We start from the raw sequence: 17,722 nt of genomic DNA on the forward strand, positions 1-17,722 counted from the left end.
AATAATATCCATGTTTTAAAGGCCAAAACAAAGTTTTTTTATTCGTTCTAAATTTAACCGGACACTAGTGATCGTTTAATTATTGCAATGCATTGACTCATAAAAGAGTATCAGCAAGCTAATCCGGCAAAAAAATACTTAAATTTGCATTTTATTTACAGGAGCGGGTGTTTGTATTCAGAATAATGCCCCCAACAAGCCATACTATATGTTTAATACCATTGAGGAAGCCATAAGCGATATTAAAGAAGGTAAAGTTATTATTGTTGTTGACGATGAGGACAGGGAGAATGAGGGCGATTTCCTTACTGCAGCATCTAATGCCACACCCGAAATTATAAATTTCATGGCAACACATGGCCGGGGACTGATCTGTGCACCTCTTACAGAAGAGCGCTGCAGGGAGCTGAATCTTGAATTGATGGTTGGCAAAAATACAGCTGCATTTGAGACTAATTTTACAGTTTCAGTAGACCTGATTGGACATGGTTGTACTACCGGTATTTCTGCATCCGACCGCTCCAAAACAATTATGGCGCTGATTAATCCGGCAACTTCAGCTGATGAGCTTGGCCGTCCGGGACATATTTTCCCCCTGATTGCCAAGCGTGGCGGGGTTTTGAGAAGGGCCGGACATACAGAGGCTGCGGTGGATCTGGCAAGCCTGGCCGGCCTGGAGCCTGCCGGTGTGCTGGTTGAAATTTTAAAAGAGGACGGGGAAATGGCACGTCTCCCGGATTTGCTGCTTATTGCTAAACAATTTAATCTGAAGATCATTTGTATCAAAGATCTTATTTCCTACAGACTAAAGACTGAATCATTGATTAAGAAGGAGGTGTCTGTGAAGTTGCCTACTGAATGGGGCGATTTTGAGATGGTAGCCTACACTCAGATCAATACCGGTGATCAGCACCTTGCGCTTATTAAAGGAAGCTGGGATGAAGAAGAACCGGTTCTGGTACGTGTTCACAGTTCATGTATTACCGGCGACATATTCGGATCATGTCGTTGCGATTGCGGTCCGCAGCTTCATAAGGCCATGGAAATGATAGAAAAGGAGGGTAAGGGTGTGATTATTTATATGAATCAGGAAGGCCGTGGAATTGGATTGATCAATAAGCTGCATGCTTATAATCTTCAGGAAAATGGTCTGGATACTGTAGATGCTAATCTGCAGCTTGGTTTCCCGATGGATCAGAGAGATTATGGAATCGGGGCACAGATATTAAGAAGTCTGGGTATCAAGAAAATGAAGCTGATGTCAAACAACCCAACTAAGCGTTCCGGTCTGATAGGTTATGGGCTTGAAGTTGTTTCGAATGTTCCGATTGAGATTAAATCAAACATTCATAATGAACTCTACCTGAAAACTAAAAGAGACAGGATGGGGCATACCATTATGAAGAACAGCTGATCTATTTCTTTTTGATCTTTGTTTCTTCGGGTTTTAATGCAGTGGTGTCAGGTATTGCCTTTGTTTCAGTATTCTGTCTTTCGTCCTTTCGTTTATTCCCGAGCAGGAAGCTTAGTAATTCTTTAAAGCTGTCGAAATCTCTTCGGTACACAAGGCCGATTGCACTGACATAATCATCATAATTTAGATTGCTCATGTTCAGGAAGCTTCTGTTATTAAGCCTGTTTGATGCCCTGAGTACCAGATCTCCATTCTTCTTGATCAGGTAAAGAGCTTCTACGTCACGGGCAATCATATTACCATTGCCCATCATACTGAAATCAGACACCGCTTTATTTCCTCTCATCGTTCGGTCTGTTACACCACCGGTAAGAATCAGCCTGTCATTCAGTAATCTGAAAGAAGCGCTTGCATCGTTCAGCGAACGGATATTAAAGTCGACAAAATTCAGGTTAAGCGATTGGGTCAGAATCGTATTCAACTGGTTGAAAAACAACTCAGTTCCTGCATTGATAAATGTTGATGTTGCCATTCCCCCGATATCTGCCGTTCCTTGTGCAAATGAACGCCTTACAATCAGGCTTAATGCCTGTTGGTTGGTATTATTAACATCACCCAGGTAAGATTGCAATTCATCTTTTATATATGCATTAGCCGGGAAATTAATGTCGAAGGCAATATTTGGAGTAAGAAGCGGACCGCTCAGGTTCATTACAGCTTCAACAGGAACTTTTTCTTCCCTTGCAGGTCTGCCCGCCGCCTGATACAGGGGTGAAGTGCTTGTTCGTACTTCGTAAAGGGCCTTCATGTTGATAGCAGCCTCCATCGGATCGCCGGTCCAGCGGATAGATCCACCCTGATTGATTTTAAAGTTCTTATTGATAAAGTCCTGTGCAGTAAACTGAAATTTACCACTTGAAATCAGGTATTCGCCGTACAGCTCAAAGTCGCCGAGACTAGTAATATTCAAGTTTAATTCCGACTTCCCTCTGCCGCTGAGTTTCCCGAGGTCAGTGAAAATATTGACTTCGGAATTTTCATCTATTTCCAGGTCGAAATCCATCGTCAAACCCTTGAAGGTAGAGAACTGCTGTTTATTCAGGGTAGTGTCTTTGCCAATAAAACTGATAAAGTCATTTTTACTGACTGTAGCCGATGAGTTCAGAGGGATGTTAAATACTGTTCCGGCCTCTGCTTTGGCATCAATAACAATCCGCATATCATTTGTAGGGCCGTTAAATCTGAAAACCCCTGTGCCATATGCCACGCCATAATACAGCGGGTTATCTTTTGCAGTTGTATTTAGGGCCATAAATCTCCTTGAAACAAGGTTTACATGGATTTCAGGATTTCTGAGGTTATTGAGATTTACTGTTCCATTAGCAATGGCCTCATTATTTTTGATATCTCTTAACTTGAGATTGTTTAATTTAATGACCGTATTTTCAACCTCTACCTTATCTGATATCTTATAAGGGGTTTTCAGATAATTGACCGTCATGCCGGCATCTTTCAGGGTAAGGTTGCCATTGATTTGAGGAGTTCTCAGTTTGCCGCTTACTACAAGATCTGCCGAGACACGCCCAAACATATTTGAAACCAGATTTTTTAAAAATGGCTGAAATAATACCACATCGTTATCATACATCAGAACTTTCAGATCCAGCGTATTCTGATCATCATTGGCATTGTAGGTGCCATCAATATCCAGCGTGGTCCCGCCCTTATTTTCAACATCTATTTTAACATTGATTAGTTTAGTGGCATTGTCGAGTCCCGCAGTCATGCTTAGGTTACCTACCGCGATATTATTGTAGTTGAGGCTGTCAATATTAATACCGGCAGTTAGGTTGGGTGTAGCTCCCAGACCTGAAAGTTTGGCATTCCCATTCAGTAAGCCTTTCAATGTAATGCCCGCCGGTTTGGTCAGTGAATTAAATGTAGTCAGCTTGAAATTTTCAAATCCGATCAGAAGTTCATCTTCAGGATTTTTGGATATGATTCCGTTTATGGTCATCATTTGATTGTCTTTGAAAAGCTCAAAACCTTCAATCCTGGTTCTTCTGAATAGGCTGAATTCCTGATCTTCTTCCCTGCCTTCATCGAAGCTGAAGCTCACTTTCTCCTGGATCTTCCAGGTCTCATTATTGATAATTACATCAGATGGCAGAATACTCAGGGCAATTCTCCTGTCTCCGCTGGCATTGAACTCTACCAGAGAGTTTAAGTCGAGCTGGTTGATGGCATTTTTATCTGAAAGTTTAATGTTCAGATTAAGACTGTCTTTCTTTAAGATATTGGCAATGTTAACATTTTTGATGTAAAGACTGTCTGTAAAATTAATTCTGTCTGACGTGATGAAAACGTTCATCGCTTCTTCAGAAGTACTTTCGTCGATGATCAGATTATTAATTTTATACTTCCTGAATTCTACAAGTTTAATGAAGCCGTTAAGGTTAGCAATATTTTCATCCGATACAAACTTGCCGTTGAAGTTTGCCTGCTGCGGGATTTTCATCTGCGGAATAAACAGCATGCTGATCGGGTCGAAATACTTGATGTTCAGACTGAATTCGAAATTCTGTTTCCCCGGAGTGATAAACTTCAAACCCAGAGAAGGGATATACTTATTGGCAACAGATTTGAAATAGGATGGCAGTGTTTTTAAATCATATTCACCGTTTATGCTTGCATCAAGAATGTCAGAACCTATGGTAAGCGATCTCTTTGTACCTCTGCCCATCGCTTTCAGATAAACCGAATCAACGATGAAAGAGTTTTTTGTTCCGGTAAGCTGGGTGTTATTCAATGCAACCACACCCTCAATATTGTCGAGGTTTGAGCCTGAAAAATTGGTGCTGAGGTCTGCATCAAACTGAATGGTGTCTTTAGTTAAGTTCAATTGTTTTAACCTGGCACCACGAATCTTTGCATTAAAGTTAAATTGGGGAAGTTCTTTGTTCAGATCGATATTGCCATCAAAATCGAGGTTAAGGTTGCTGTCATCAATGTTTATCTGACCCTTGAAAACCTTATTGCTGAAGTTACCATCGATGTCAATATTGGTGTAGGTATATGATTTGAATTCCAGATATTTAATTGAACTTTTCACCTGTTCGTTCAAACTGCTGATCTTAAATCCTTTGCCTTTAACACTGGCAGTTAGCGTTGTTTTTCCCAGATATTTAAGTCCCGTAAGTTCTCCAAGATTAAAATCGATTGTTTTAACTGTTCCGCTGTATGCAGGAATTGAATTGCCCTCAATTTTCATATTCAGATCGGTAATCAATCTTCCCGCTTTTGTTTTAAACTCTCCGTATGCTATAAAATCATTGATAAAGCCACTAAAGCGCCCTTTGAAATTTATTGTTCCCAATTTATTGGCAAATTCAGGAATTAAGGATTTTTTGTTAATACCTGCACGGCTTAGTATCAGATCAAGATCCTTTTTATTGGTTGAGATCTGCTCAAAATTCAGATCCATTAAAGTCTGCTTTATATTTGGCAGTCCGCTTAATGCAAAATTTCCCTTAATGTATGTTGCCTGTCCACTTTGAATCATCAGGCTTCTGGCTTTCAGATCGGTTACCCGTCCGGATATCTGTCCGTTTATCTGCAGAATAACCGATGTTGTTGAGAGGTTGGGCGAGAAATAGGCAATATCAGAACTGTTCAGTAAAGTATTTTTGAAATCAGATTGCATCACAACTTTACTGACGAACTGGTTGAAATCTTTGAAAGAGGAATATTTCATCCTGAAATAATCGCCCACTCTGGATTGCGGAGTTTCAATCAGTAATTGTCTGAACTCCATCTGGTCTTTGTCAATAGTAGCAAAGCTGCTCAGGTTCTTCAGGTAGAATCCGCTTTTTTCCCTGAAGCTCATGTTTTTGATCTGCCCCTGAATAATATGTTTTTTTGTATCCAGATTTAGTAAAGTTGTGTTCAGATTTCTGACTTCTATATCGTTAAAGTTTATTCCACGCTTAGGGCTGGTATTATTGAAGTTTTTGTATTTGAAAGAAAGCTCCTTTAAAACAATCTGATTGAGTTCAATATTAAATGGCTTTTTCTTTTTCTGACTTTTGCTCCCTGATTTAAAGTAGTTAAGTATGAAAGAAAGGTTAGTGCTTTTATTTGTGTATTTTTTCAGATAAAATTTTCCGCCATTCAGTTCCAGCGATTTTATAGTGATCTTTCGCTTTTCCAATGAAAAGTAGCTCAGCTTTGCAGAAAATTTAGGGGAGAATAAGAGTGTGTCTTTTTGTTGATCCTGAATGTACAGGCTGTCGAGCACAACGGAATTGAAAGGGACAATATATAAGCCGCCTACTTCTACGCGGGTATTAAGCTCTTTTGAGAGGTAAGCTGCTGCTTTTTTGGCAACATAAGTCTGTACACTCCTGAATTGCAGTGAAAAAACAATCAAAACAAGCAACAATAAAAATGTTGTCAGTGTCCAGAGGCTTATTTTTAGAGCTTTTTTGATAAATTTGTACTTTAAATTATCTACAACAATTTTACAATATAGTTTTGGCAATCATCCTCGGCATTGAATCTTCCTGTGACGACACTTCCGCAGCAATTTGTATAGATGGCAAGATCTGTTCCAATGTGATCGCAAGTCAGGCAGTCCATCAAAATTATGGCGGTGTAATTCCTGAACTTGCTTCAAGGGTTCATCAACAGAATATCATTCCTGCCATTCATCAAGCTATCGATGTGGCAAAAATACACAAAAATGATATTGATGCTGTAGCTTTTACACGCGGACCGGGATTATTAGGATCACTTTTGGTGGGCACTTCTTTCGCCAAATCCTTTGCCCTTGCAAAAGGTCTGCCTCTTATTGAGGTAAATCACATGCAGGCACATATTCTTGCCCATTTTATTGAAGAGAATAAGCCCTCATTTCCTTTCATCTGTCTTACCGTTTCAGGCGGGCATACCCAGATCGTTCTTGTAAAGGATTATTTTGATATGGAGGTTATTGGCGAAACTAATGACGATGCGGCAGGCGAAGCTTTTGATAAAACAGCAAAACTGCTCGGTTTGCCTTATCCGGGCGGGCCGCTTATTGATAAATATGCAAAGCAGGGAGATAAATTTGCATTTAAATTCCCTGAACCTCAGGTCGACGGACTCAACTTTAGCTTCAGCGGCTTGAAAACCTCTATCATGTATTTTGTGCGCGACAGGATTAAAGAAGATCCTGAATTTCTGAAAAATAGACTTTTCGATATTTGCGCATCAGTGCAGGAGCGAATAATTTCCATTTTGCTGAACAAACTGAAGAAGGCATCGGTTCAATATGACATTAAAACTATTGCAATTGCCGGTGGTGTATCAGCTAATTCCGGTTTGAGGACAGCACTGAATGAGGCCGCATTGACCGAAGGCTGGAAGGTGTATATTCCCAAGTTTGAATATTGTACCGATAATGCTGCTATGATTGCTATTGCAGGTTATTACAAATTTCTGAATAAGGATTTTGTGGGGCAGGATATAGCACCATTAGCCCGAATGTTGTTTTAATAATATTTAGCTGATTTAAATAATAAAACACGAGATTTACTTTGATTATGAGTGCATCCAGTATAATTTTCTTTTCCATATTTCTGATACCGCTTACAGGTTTGCTGATCTGGGTGATGCGTCAGGACAAACGTAAGGCCACTACAGGGCTGTTCGTTCTTGCCTTTATAGTTATCATCGGTATCATGTTTATGTACATGATGACCAAAGGTAAATAAACGCTCTGCCTCCCATTCTTTTTTCATTTTTTGCCCTTCCCTCTTTAGAAATTTTCAGCGAAAATAAATTTGCTTTCAATTCTATTAATCCCGAATTTGAGCGGTATATACTGCTTATTTACAGATACAAACAGGATAGTTTTTGATAAACTGAATGTTTGCTAACCCCGATAAATCTAAAAACAATGAAAAAAATCAATCCGGTATTTTTTATTCTTTTCCTGTTCCTTTCTGTCTTTGAAGGTATTGCACAACCTGTAGAGCAAAATGTTAAGGTTATTGTTGCTCCTGATCATTCAGACTGGCAATATAAAACAGGAGAGAAGGTTAAGTTTAATATTACCGTACTTCAGTATGGAAATCCTTTAAAGAATGTGAAGATTAAATATGAAATCGGACCTGAAAAAATGGTGCCTGAATTGAAAGATTCGCTTCTGCTTGCCAATGGAGTACATATAATCAATGCCGGTACAATGAAGAATCCCGGATTTTATCGTTGTATTGTTACTGTCGAAGTAAATGGGAAGAAATACAGAGGTCTTTCTACTGCCGGGTTTGAGGCTGCTCAGATCAAACCTGCTTCTGAAAGCCCGGTAGATTTTGCACAGTTCTGGGACGCTGCAAAAGCTGATCTGGCAAAGATTCCTGTTGATGCCCGTCTGACTCTTTTGCCTGAAAGAAGTACAGAAACTGTAAATGTTTATCATGTTAATATGCAAAATTTCCGTTTAGGGAGCAGATTGTACGGTATTTTATGTATGCCTAAGAAGCCCGGTAAATATCCTGCATTGCTGCGTGTTCCTGGCGCAGGTGTAAGACCTTATAACGGAGATGTTGCCACTGCCGAGAAGGGAGTGATTACTCTTGAAATCGGAATTCATGGTATACCGGTGAATATGGATGCCGGAGTTTATGCTAATTTGCTTGCAGGTGCCTTGTCTGGTTATCCTATGTTTAACCTTGAAGACAGAGACCGGTATTATTTTAAACGGGTTTATATGGGATGTATAAGAGCGAATGACTTCTTAACCTCATTGCCTGAGTTTGACGGAACTAATTTAGGAGTTACCGGAGGCAGTCAGGGAGGAGCATTATCAATCATTACTGCAGCTCTTGATTCCAGGGTTAAATTTCTGGGAGCTTATTATCCGGCTTTAAGTGATCTTAGCGGTTACACGATTGGACGTGCAGGCGGATGGCCACATATGTTTGTTAAGGATGATGTAAATGCCGGCAGTACTCCTGATAAGATTAAGACTGCAGGATATTATGATGTAGTAAATTTTGCCAGATTGCTGAAAGTTCCGGGCATGTACAGCTGGGGTTTTAATGATGAAACCTGTCCGCCAACCTCTATGCATGCTGTATACAATGTCATTAAGGCTCCTAAATCTTTGTTTCTCGCGCAGGAGACCGGGCACTGGATGTATCCCGAACAAAGGGAGAATATGGATAACTGGCTTCAGAAGCAGTTAAAAGTTAAATAAGTATTTTGGTCATATAAAAAGCCCGCTTATATTATATTATGTAAGCGGGCTTTTATTTTAGATTCAGGAATTTATTTACTTTTCTTCGAGATGATTGGCTGTTACTGTTGCTTTAATTTTTGCTTCCAGTTCATCCATCAAATCAGGGTTGTCAAGCAATAATTGTTTCACTGCATCGCGTCCCTGTCCAAGTTTGGTGTCTCCATAGCTAAACCATGATCCTGCTTTTTTGATGATGTCAAAATCAACACCCAGATCGATAATCTCACCTGCTTTCGAAATACCTTCTCCGAACATCACATCAAATTCGGCGATGCGGAAAGGCGGAGCAAGTTTGTTTTTTACAACTTTTACTTTAACCCTGTTTCCTGAAACCTCATCTGAATCTTTGATTTGTGAAATTCTGCGGATATCTAAACGTAATGAAGCGTAGAATTTCAGGGCATTACCTCCGGTTGTTGTTTCAGGGCTGCCGAACATTACTCCGATTTTATCACGCAGCTGGTTGATAAATATACAGCAGCATCCTGTTTTGGATATTGTTCCGGTTAATTTTCTGAGTGCCTGAGACATTAAGCGGGCATGAAGACCCATTTTTGAATCGCCCATTTCACCTTCAATCTCAGCCTTTGGCACCAAAGCCGCAACAGAGTCGATTACGATGATGTCTATAGCGCCGGAGCGGATCAGGTTATCAGCGATCTCAAGTGCCTGCTCTCCGTTATCAGGTTGCGATATTAAAAGGTTTTCGATATCAACACCCAGTTTGCTGGCATAAAATTTATCAAAGGCATGCTCTGCATCGATGAATGCAGCAATACCTCCTTTTTTCTGAGCTTCTGCAATCGCATGAATTGCCAGAGTGGTTTTACCTGAAGATTCCGGGCCGTAAATTTCAATGACACGGCCTTTTGGAAAGCCTCCGATTCCCAGCGCGATGTCCAGGCCTATAGAACCTGTGGAGATTGCCTCAACCGGTTCTACAGCATTGTCGCCAAGCTTCATAACGGTGCCTTTACCGTATGATTTTTCAAGTTTATCCAGCGTAAGCTGTAAAGCTTTTAATTTATCTGCGTTGCTCATTATTTTAGTTTAATATGATCAAAATTAGAATAAAAAATTAAAAATGCTAAAAAAATTAGAAAAAATATATTTCTGTTTTTCTCAACTCTGAAGTTATTTAATAATTATCTCAAAAAATTATAGTGGATAATTACTTTGCAATGAATCTTTTCAACATTGCTGCGGTTTGTGTTGCCTGTTTTTTCTTTTTTAACTCTTTAGCTTTTTTCAGCTGAAGACTTTCTGCTTTCTTTAATGCAGTTTCTGTCTGGCTTTGAGCGTAATACTTGCAAAAAGAACTCAGCGGGCATATTGAACATTTGGGATTTCGTGCAATGCAAACATATCTGCCGTGAAGGATAAGCCAGTGATGGGCGATATGTATCTTATCTTCGGGAAGAAACTGAACCAATTGTTTTTCTACGGCCAGGGGTGTTTTGGCATTTCTAGTCAGGCCTATCCGGTTGGCCACGCGGAATACATGCGTATCAACTGCCATTGCCGGAGCACTGAATATGACAGAGGCAATCACATTGGCAGTTTTTCTGCCAACTCCCGGCATTTTCTGAAGATCATCGATGTCGGATGGAACTTCGCCATGGAACTCAGAAATAAGTTTTTGAGCCATTCCTACCAGATGCTTTGCTTTATTATTGGGATAACTTACACTTCGGATGTATTGAAATACCTCATCCGACGTAGACGCGGCCAAACTTTCCGGAGTGGGATAACGTTCAAATAGACGTGGTGTAACCAGATTGATTCGTTTGTCTGTGCATTGGGCAGAGAGAATTACGGCAACCAGCAATTGGTACGGGTTATCGTAATGCAATTCGGTTTCTGCTTCCGGCTGGTGGGAAGAGAAATAATCTACAAAGGCTTTATACCGGTCTTTTCTTAACACGCAACAAATATAGCTCTGATCAGTGTATCCTGGTATAGTAAAGATCAAAAAGCCAAATGGATATTTGTGCCTGAATAATTCTTAAAGAGACCTGGAGTATTCGAGTATTCTTCTGACTGATTCCTTAGCCGGTTCAGAAACAATCGAATTCAGCTCCGGCTTGATGGACGTGTAGAAAGATTGTTCTTCTTCCCCAAGGTCTTCAGTCCGAAAACTGCTTTCGGCTTTAATTTCCTTTAATGAACTTGTTTTATGTGTAGATGTTTCTATCATAAGCAGATTAAATTTTTACTTTAAACGTACTTATGTATTTAATGTTTTACAAATAAATTTTTTTTTGTTCTTTTTTTCAGATGTTCTTCAGGCTTAATTCTTTGGTTAACATCATTTTACGCAAATTGCTTAATGCATAGCGCATTCTTCCTAAAGCAGTATTAATACTGACATCTGTAATATCAGCAATTTCTTTAAAGCTCAGATCTCCATAATGTCTCATAATAAGAACTTCCTTTTGTTCTGAGGGGAGATGATGGATCAGCTCCCTGAGATCGCGATGGGTCTGGTCGCGGATCAGCCGGTCTTCAGCACTTTCATCATAAAACTTCAAAACTTCAAAGATGTCGAAGCCTTCGGTAGTAGTAACCAATGGGGTGCGTTTCTCTTTTCTGAAATGATCAATAACCATATTATGGGCAATGCGGATTACCCATGGAAGAAATTTACCTTCTTCATTATATCTGCCAGCCCTCAGAGTGTTGATTACTTTGATGAAGACATCCTGAAAAATATCCTCTGCCAGGTATGAATCTTTAACCAATAAATATATAGATGTGTAAATCTTTGATTTATGTCTTCGGATTAATTCCTCCAGACTTTGTTCATGACCCTGAATATACTGATGTACTAAATCCTGATCGCTGACCGTTTGAATATTTATAGCACTCATACTTATAATCCCTCTTAATGTAAAATCCCGAAAAATGTTCAAGTAGAGTTTATCCGATAGCCTGTCTCCTTTTTGATTGAAAAATAATTGGTCCTTGTTTCAAATGAAACAAATATTTTGCCAAAATCAAAGAATATTTCATCAAGCCAATGTAATAAACTACTTATAGCCGTATTTTTGCAATTCTATTCATAGCCTTTATATAATATACGTACAACACAGCCCTGACTTTTAGAATGAATAAAGAATCGGAAAAAGACCCTAAAAAATATATCATCATAAAAGGTGCCAGAGTTCACAACCTAAAAAATATTGATGTAGCTATACCGAAGAACAAGCTGGTTGTAATTACCGGGATGTCGGGCTCTGGTAAATCTTCACTGGCATTTGATACCCTGTATGCAGAAGGGCAGAGACGTTATGTTGAAAGTCTTTCTTCATATGCCCGACAGTTTATGGGCCGGATGAATAAGCCCGATGTAGATTATATCAAGGGAATAGCACCGGCCATTGCTATTGAACAAAAGGTTATTACCAGCAATCCCCGTTCAACGGTTGGCACATCTACTGAGATTTATGATTATTTGAAGCTACTGTTCTCCAGAATTGGTAAAACGGTTTCGCCGGTTTCGGGAAAAGAAGTAAAAAAGGATACGGTTACCGATGTGATCAATTTTATTGGCAGTCTGGAAGCAGATAGCACAGTAACCATACTTTGTCCATTACACGCACACAATAACCGTTCTTTGAAAGAGGAACTTGCCGTTCTGCTTCAAAAGGGCTTTACACGTATCCTGATGGATGGTACACTGGCTAAAATTGAAGATATTCTGGAAGATAAATCTACCGGGAATAAAAAATCAGGAACAGATACAGAAATCAAAATAGTGATCGACAGGGTGAGGGTGAGTGATGATGAAGAAACTTTAAGCCGGATTGCAGATTCTGTTCAAACTGCCTTTTTTGAGGGCAGGGGCGATTGTCTGGTGGATGCAGATGGCGAGATTCATGTGTTTTGCGACAGGTTTGAGCTGGATGGAATTCGATTCGAGGAGCCAAGCCCAAACTTTTTCAGTTTCAATAATCCCTTTGGTGCCTGTAAGCGTTGTGAGGGTTATGGAAAGATTATCGGGATAGATGAGGATCTGGTTATCCCGGATAAAAGCAAGTCTGTTTACGATGGGGCGATAGCACCGTGGCGGGGCGAGAAGATGGGCGAATGGTTAAATAGTCTGGTCAGAAATGCAATCAAATTTGATTTTCCGATTCATCGTTCATATAGTCAGCTGACTGATGAGCAGAAAAAATTATTATGGACCGGAAATTCTTATTTCAGCGGGTTGGATGATTTTTTTAAAGAGCTTGAAACGCAAACGTATAAAATACAGTACAGAGTGATGCTTTCACGATACAGGGGGAAGACAAACTGTCCGGAGTGCCTGGGAAGTCGCCTGCGACAGGATGCCTCTTACGTAAAGATCGAAAGCCTTTCAATTACTGATATTGTATTAATGCCTTTGGATAAGGCCCTGCAATTTTTTCAAACACTTGAGCTTGATCCGTCACGGATGAAAATTGCAAAACGTCTGTTGATGGAAATCAGCAACCGGCTTAAGTTTTTGAATGATGTGGGTTTAAGTTACCTTACTCTGAACAGATTGAGTAACACCCTGTCGGGAGGCGAATCGCAAAGGATCAATCTGGCAACTTCTCTGGGAAGTTCATTGGTTGGATCTGTTTATGTTTTGGATGAGCCGAGTATAGGTCTGCATCCAAGAGATACACAGCGTTTGATAGAAGTGCTGAAATCATTGAGAAATGTGGGTAATACAGTGCTTGTTGTTGAGCATGAAGAAGAAATTATGCATGCTGCCGATCATATTATTGATATTGGTCCGGAAGCGGGAACACATGGCGGCAATCTTGTATTTACCGGTACTTTCGATGAGATATTAAAAGATAAAAACAGTCTTACCGGTCAGTACCTTAGCGGAAGACAATCTATTGCAATTCCTGAACATCGCCGCAAATGGAATGATGCTATTGTCATCAGAGGGGCAAGGGAGAATAATCTTAAAAATATTGATGTAAGCTTCCCTCTGAATGTGCTTTGTGTTGTTTCGGGTGTATCCGGTTCAGGAAAGACATCATTGGTAAAACGTATTCTTCAGCCTGCTTTACAAAAGGCTTTAGGTAATTATTCAGGAGAGCAGACCGGAGCTTATGATTCTATCGAAGGCGATTTTGGAAGAATTGAGCAGGTTGAAATTGTCGATCAGAATCCGATAGGGCGGTCGTCACGCTCCAATCCTGTTACTTATGTGAAGGCCTGGGACGAGATCAGAAATCTCTATGCATCGCAGGGAGCGGCAAAAGCTGCCGGTTTGAAACCATCGGCCTTTTCGTTCAATGTAGAAGGCGGACGCTGTGATACCTGTCAGGGAGAAGGTGAAGTGAAAATAGAAATGCAGTTCATGGCTGATATTTTCCTTCCCTGTGAAGCCTGCGATGGAAAAAGATTTAAACAGCATGTGCTTGACATTACCTATAAAGACAAGAATGTATTTGAGGTACTTGATATGACCATTGATGAAGCTCTGGAGTTCTTTGACAAGGAGCCTAAGATCTTGTCTAAAATCAAACCTCTTGCTGATGTTGGCCTTGGTTATGTTCATCTCGGGCAGTCGTCAAACACGCTTTCAGGAGGCGAAGCCCAGCGTATCAAACTTGCATCTTTCCTTGTAAAAGGTAATAACAGCAGCAAGACTCTGTTTATTTTTGATGAGCCTACTACCGGACTGCATTTTCATGATATTAAAAAGTTGCTTAAATCATTTGACGCATTGATAGAGCAGGGTAATTCAATTATTGTGATAGAGCATAATATGGATGTGATCAAATGTGCCGACTGGGTAATAGATATTGGTCCGGAGGGTGGTGATAAAGGCGGAACCCTGGTATTTGAAGGTGTTCCTGAAGACCTGATCCGGGAAGGTAAATCTTATACCGGACAATTTTTAAAGGAGAGGTTCAAATAAAGATATCATCAGCAGATAAATACCAGATATTCATCTGCTGATGATTAGCTTATTATTTGATTTTCAAATAGTTTTTATCAAAATTCTCTATCAGGTAATCAGCCATTCTCATAAAACCGAGGTCGGTCATGTGAACACCATCAACAGTCGCTTCATTATCATATCCAATTGCTCCATTATTGTTAATATAATGCAGGTTCTTCATCCCGCTTTTTCTGAGTTTCTCAAATTCTGTTTTCAGCGCATTATTCTTGTCGTTGATCAGGCTTTTGGTCTTCTCTTCATAAAAGGACTTGGAATAGACAATGTTTTCTACAAATACGATCGGGGTGTTTGAATTTTTCTCTCTTATTTTCGTAGCAAGTGGTGCCACCCTTTGCCGGACTTCTTCCACCGTCATGTTAGGCAGGCAGTCGATTACGTAAAATGAAGCATTAATTCCGGCAATCACATCAACAACCGGATCTTCCATTTTTCCATTACCGCTGAATCCTAAATTAATGCAATCGACATCCATCTTGCGCGAAATGATGGTTGTATAGGCCATCGCCGGACGGGATGCACATCCGCCCTGAGTAATGCTGGTACCGTAAAATACAATTGGCAGAGTTCTGGAGGGTGCAGGTTTTTCAATACTTGCCAATGTGTCGATACCAATTTCAACTTTGGTTACACCATCGTAAAGTGGCAGCCAGACTTTATATTCACGTTTTTCGGGTGAAAGTGTACTTACGAGCAGTGCCTCATTATTCTTTGCAGTAGGTCTTCCTGTATTCACATATAACCATGAACCATTTACCCTGGTATAAAGATCAACGCCTTTGATGCCGGTTTCAGCCATATGATTCATTTTAGTATCGTTCAGCAGCTCCCATTTTATTTTAATCAGACTTGAATTTGAAAAGAACCTTACTGTAATGCCCGCAGAGTTTTTGGAAAGGTCCCATACTGCTTTTCTTACTTTATCTTTAGAAGAGGCAGGCAGTCTGTCATATGGACTTTCTTTAGCTGATTCTGCAACACCGGTTCCTTCAATAATGAAGTGTTCCTTGTCAAAATATTTTACATTTTCCTTTTTTACTGCTGTTTCCTGTGAGAAAACAGAACTGCTGAATACAGTCAGTATCAGCAGGTATAAAACTTTACGCATGGCCTTAATTTTATGTGTTTAGTAAAGATATAAGAACAAAGGATACGGAACAAGGTTCAGACCCTACTGAGCGAAATATGTTAAAATTTAATCGGTATATTGCCTGCAACGTTATCTGGAGGTAATATATTCCTGAAATGTAGCTTAAAATGAATTCCGGTACTTCAGTTAATCATGCAAAGTTTAGTGCTTACGAGATCTTCGTGATCCTGTTGCTTACTTTGACCCAATTTACGGTAGTACTCGATTTTATGGTGATGTCTCCGCTGGGAGACCTGTTAATGAAGTCAGTTGGCCTCAGTACTACTCAGTTTGGCTTAACTGTTTCTGCATATGCTTTAAGTGCCGGAATATCTGGTCTGCTGACCGCCGGCTTTGCCGATCGCTTTGACCGTAAGAATTTATTACTGTTCTTCTATGTTGGTTTTATTATCGGGACACTTTTTTGCAGTCTGGCCGATTCTTATCTGACTTTACTGTTTGCAAGAATTTTTACAGGTTTGTTTGGAGGCGTAATAGGCTCGATATCTATGGCAATTGTTACTGATCTTTATCCGATAGAGAAAAGAGGCAGAGTTCTTGGATATCTGCAGATGGGTTTCGGCGGAAGTCAGGTTCTGGGTATTCCGATTAGTTTATATATATCCAATATCTGGGGCTGGGAATCTCCCTTTCTGATGATTGTTGTGTTGGCAAGCATAATCTGGTTGTTTATTTTACTGAAGTTAAAGCCAGTAAACGAGCATCTCGTGTATAAAAGCGAGCACAATGCTATTGGTCATCTATGGAATACTTTGGCAAAGCGCAGGTATAGAATTGGATTTCTGGCCACAGCTTTTTTGTCATTAGGCGGCTTTCTTATGATGCCATGGGGCAGCGCTTTTGCCATCAATAATCTCCATGTCACTGCTGAGCAGCTTCCTTTCCTTTATATGTTTTCCGGGATCTGTGCACTGGTAATTTTGCCCCAGGTCGGTAAACTCAGTGATCGCTTCGATAAACTGATGATTTTTACTGTGTCGTCTGTATTCCTGAGTATTGTAATTGTTATTTACACTAACCTTGGACCGGTGCCATTTTGGTTAGTCTTATTGCTCAATTTAGCATTTATGCTTGGCATCATGAGCAGAATGGTTCCGGCAGTGGCACTTAATTCAGCTTTATCTGAGAAACATGACAGAGGAGCTTTTATGGGAATCAATTCTTCGCTTCAGCAAATCGCCGGCGGTATAGCAGCTGCTTTGGGCGGTTTGATTGTTGTACAGAAGGATAAGCTTAGTCCTTTGGAGCATTATGACACCATTGGTTATATTATAGTTGTTATTTCTGTGCTGTCAGTCTTTTTGCTTTACAGGGTAAGTAAACTTGTTAAATCTTCAGGGTAATTTTGCATTACTCTTCATTTTAAATTCTCAGGCATTTTTATATCTTCATCAATTAATGGAAATGATCTTTATCATTTATTTCATAAAGTTTTTCCGTTAATTTGCTTCTTTAGTTAGAATTAGATTTAAATATGCTTTCCAAGAAAACCCGCTATGCCTTAAAAGCCCTTGTTGTTCTGGGCAAGAACTTTGGTGGAGCACCTATGCAGATTTCCAAGATCGCATCGGAGGAGCATATCCCCAAAAAATTTCTCGAGCAGATTTTGCTCGATATGCGGAACGCCGGCTTATTATACAGCAAAAAAGGTTCAGGTGGCGGATATGGTTTGGTAAAGGATCCCGCTGAAATTTATATGGTTCAGGTATTAAGATTAACCGGCGGACCGGTAGCATTGCTTCCATGTGTCAGTTTGAACTTTTACCAGAAATGCGATGAGTGTACAAATGAAGCAACCTGTGGTGTACGCGATGTTTTTGTAGAAGTAAGGAATGCAACTTTGAAAATATTGAGCGAAACAAGTATTGCCGATGTAATTAATCGTGAGGAGATTTTGATCAAAAATTTTGAAGAATAAAAAAAATT

Annotated in this window: 13 protein-coding genes; 7 read left to right on the forward strand and 6 right to left on the reverse strand. The window is 39.9% G+C overall.

From position 1 onward, the window contains the following. Nucleotides 1-208: 208 nt before the first annotated feature. Nucleotides 209-1,414, forward strand: a complete 1,206-nt coding sequence (locus P2W72_RS12155) for a bifunctional 3,4-dihydroxy-2-butanone-4-phosphate synthase/GTP cyclohydrolase II (protein WP_276362843.1) — start codon at nucleotides 209-211, stop codon at nucleotides 1,412-1,414. A gap of 1 nt (nucleotide 1,415) precedes the next feature. On the opposite strand, the gene P2W72_RS12160 is transcribed toward P2W72_RS12155, so the two are convergent. Continuing rightward, a complete protein-coding gene (locus tag P2W72_RS12160) occupies nucleotides 1,416-5,843 on the reverse strand; it encodes a translocation/assembly module TamB domain-containing protein (RefSeq protein WP_276362846.1) in 4,428 nt (1,475 codons plus the stop codon). Between the two features lie 104 nt (nucleotides 5,844-5,947). Here P2W72_RS12160 and tsaD point away from each other — a divergent pair, with 104 nt between their 5' ends. The 3 genes from tsaD to P2W72_RS12175 all read left to right on the forward strand — a co-directional run bounded on the left by tsaD (nucleotide 5,948) and on the right by P2W72_RS12175 (nucleotide 8,654). After that, a complete protein-coding gene (gene tsaD, locus P2W72_RS12165; protein WP_276362849.1) occupies nucleotides 5,948-6,949 on the forward strand; it encodes a tRNA (adenosine(37)-N6)-threonylcarbamoyltransferase complex transferase subunit TsaD in 1,002 nt (333 codons plus the stop codon). 47 nt (nucleotides 6,950-6,996) lie between these two features. After that, nucleotides 6,997-7,167, forward strand: a complete 171-nt coding sequence (locus tag P2W72_RS12170) for a hypothetical protein (protein ID WP_276362851.1) — start codon at nucleotides 6,997-6,999, stop codon at nucleotides 7,165-7,167. Between the two features lie 185 nt (nucleotides 7,168-7,352). Beyond that, entirely contained in the window at nucleotides 7,353-8,654 is a 1,302-nt protein-coding gene (locus P2W72_RS12175) for an acetylxylan esterase (RefSeq protein WP_276362854.1), read from the forward strand. A 75-nt stretch (nucleotides 8,655-8,729) separates the two neighbouring features. Here the strand turns inward: P2W72_RS12175 and recA are convergent, their stop codons facing one another. The 4 genes from recA to P2W72_RS12195 all read right to left on the reverse strand — a co-directional run bounded on the left by recA (nucleotide 8,730) and on the right by P2W72_RS12195 (nucleotide 11,566). Then, nucleotides 8,730-9,737, reverse strand: a complete 1,008-nt coding sequence (gene recA, locus P2W72_RS12180; protein ID WP_276362857.1) for a recombinase RecA — start codon at nucleotides 9,735-9,737, stop codon at nucleotides 8,730-8,732. A gap of 130 nt (nucleotides 9,738-9,867) precedes the next feature. After that, on the reverse strand, nucleotides 9,868-10,620 hold the full coding sequence (nth, locus tag P2W72_RS12185) for an endonuclease III (RefSeq protein WP_276362860.1): 753 nt from the start codon (nucleotides 10,618-10,620) through the stop codon (nucleotides 9,868-9,870). 81 nt (nucleotides 10,621-10,701) lie between these two features. Then, a complete protein-coding gene (locus P2W72_RS12190; RefSeq protein WP_276362863.1) occupies nucleotides 10,702-10,893 on the reverse strand; it encodes a hypothetical protein in 192 nt (63 codons plus the stop codon). A gap of 76 nt (nucleotides 10,894-10,969) precedes the next feature. Next, a complete protein-coding gene (locus P2W72_RS12195; protein ID WP_276362866.1) occupies nucleotides 10,970-11,566 on the reverse strand; it encodes a sigma-70 family RNA polymerase sigma factor in 597 nt (198 codons plus the stop codon). A gap of 236 nt (nucleotides 11,567-11,802) precedes the next feature. Here P2W72_RS12195 and uvrA point away from each other — a divergent pair, with 236 nt between their 5' ends. Further along, a complete protein-coding gene (gene uvrA, locus P2W72_RS12200) occupies nucleotides 11,803-14,604 on the forward strand; it encodes an excinuclease ABC subunit UvrA (RefSeq protein ID WP_276362868.1) in 2,802 nt (933 codons plus the stop codon). Between the two features lie 52 nt (nucleotides 14,605-14,656). On the opposite strand, the gene P2W72_RS12205 is transcribed toward uvrA, so the two are convergent. Continuing rightward, a complete protein-coding gene (locus P2W72_RS12205; RefSeq protein WP_276362871.1) occupies nucleotides 14,657-15,754 on the reverse strand; it encodes an SGNH/GDSL hydrolase family protein in 1,098 nt (365 codons plus the stop codon). A gap of 149 nt (nucleotides 15,755-15,903) precedes the next feature. On the opposite strand from P2W72_RS12205, the gene P2W72_RS12210 reads away from it, so the two are divergent. Continuing rightward, the gene (locus P2W72_RS12210) at nucleotides 15,904-17,139 is read left to right on the forward strand and encodes an MFS transporter (RefSeq protein WP_276362874.1); all 1,236 of its coding nucleotides are present in this window, start codon (nucleotides 15,904-15,906) and stop codon (nucleotides 17,137-17,139) included. A gap of 131 nt (nucleotides 17,140-17,270) precedes the next feature. Continuing rightward, on the forward strand, nucleotides 17,271-17,714 hold the full coding sequence (locus P2W72_RS12215) for an Rrf2 family transcriptional regulator (protein ID WP_276362877.1): 444 nt from the start codon (nucleotides 17,271-17,273) through the stop codon (nucleotides 17,712-17,714). Nucleotides 17,715-17,722: the final 8 nt, after the last annotated feature.

The organism is Daejeonella sp. H1SJ63 (assembly GCF_029360775.1).
GTDB lineage: Bacteria > Bacteroidota > Bacteroidia > Sphingobacteriales > Sphingobacteriaceae > Daejeonella.

What these genes read in the sequence shown, in the direction of transcription:
- uvrA (WP_276362868.1), top strand. Translation starts at nt 11,803, where the DNA reads ATGAATAAAGAATCGGAAAAAGACCCTAAAAAATATATCATCATAAAA.
- P2W72_RS12205 (WP_276362871.1), bottom strand. Translation starts at nt 15,754, where the DNA reads ATGCGTAAAGTTTTATACCTGCTGATACTGACTGTATTCAGCAGTTCT.
- P2W72_RS12170 (WP_276362851.1), top strand. Translation starts at nt 6,997, where the DNA reads ATGAGTGCATCCAGTATAATTTTCTTTTCCATATTTCTGATACCGCTT.
- P2W72_RS12175 (WP_276362854.1), top strand. Translation starts at nt 7,353, where the DNA reads ATGAAAAAAATCAATCCGGTATTTTTTATTCTTTTCCTGTTCCTTTCT.
- P2W72_RS12155 (WP_276362843.1), top strand. Translation starts at nt 209, where the DNA reads ATGTTTAATACCATTGAGGAAGCCATAAGCGATATTAAAGAAGGTAAA.
- P2W72_RS12195 (WP_276362866.1), bottom strand. Translation starts at nt 11,566, where the DNA reads ATGAGTGCTATAAATATTCAAACGGTCAGCGATCAGGATTTAGTACAT.
- P2W72_RS12215 (WP_276362877.1), top strand. Translation starts at nt 17,271, where the DNA reads ATGCTTTCCAAGAAAACCCGCTATGCCTTAAAAGCCCTTGTTGTTCTG.
- P2W72_RS12210 (WP_276362874.1), top strand. Translation starts at nt 15,904, where the DNA reads ATGAATTCCGGTACTTCAGTTAATCATGCAAAGTTTAGTGCTTACGAG.
- recA (WP_276362857.1), bottom strand. Translation starts at nt 9,737, where the DNA reads ATGAGCAACGCAGATAAATTAAAAGCTTTACAGCTTACGCTGGATAAA.
- P2W72_RS12190 (WP_276362863.1), bottom strand. Translation starts at nt 10,893, where the DNA reads ATGATAGAAACATCTACACATAAAACAAGTTCATTAAAGGAAATTAAA.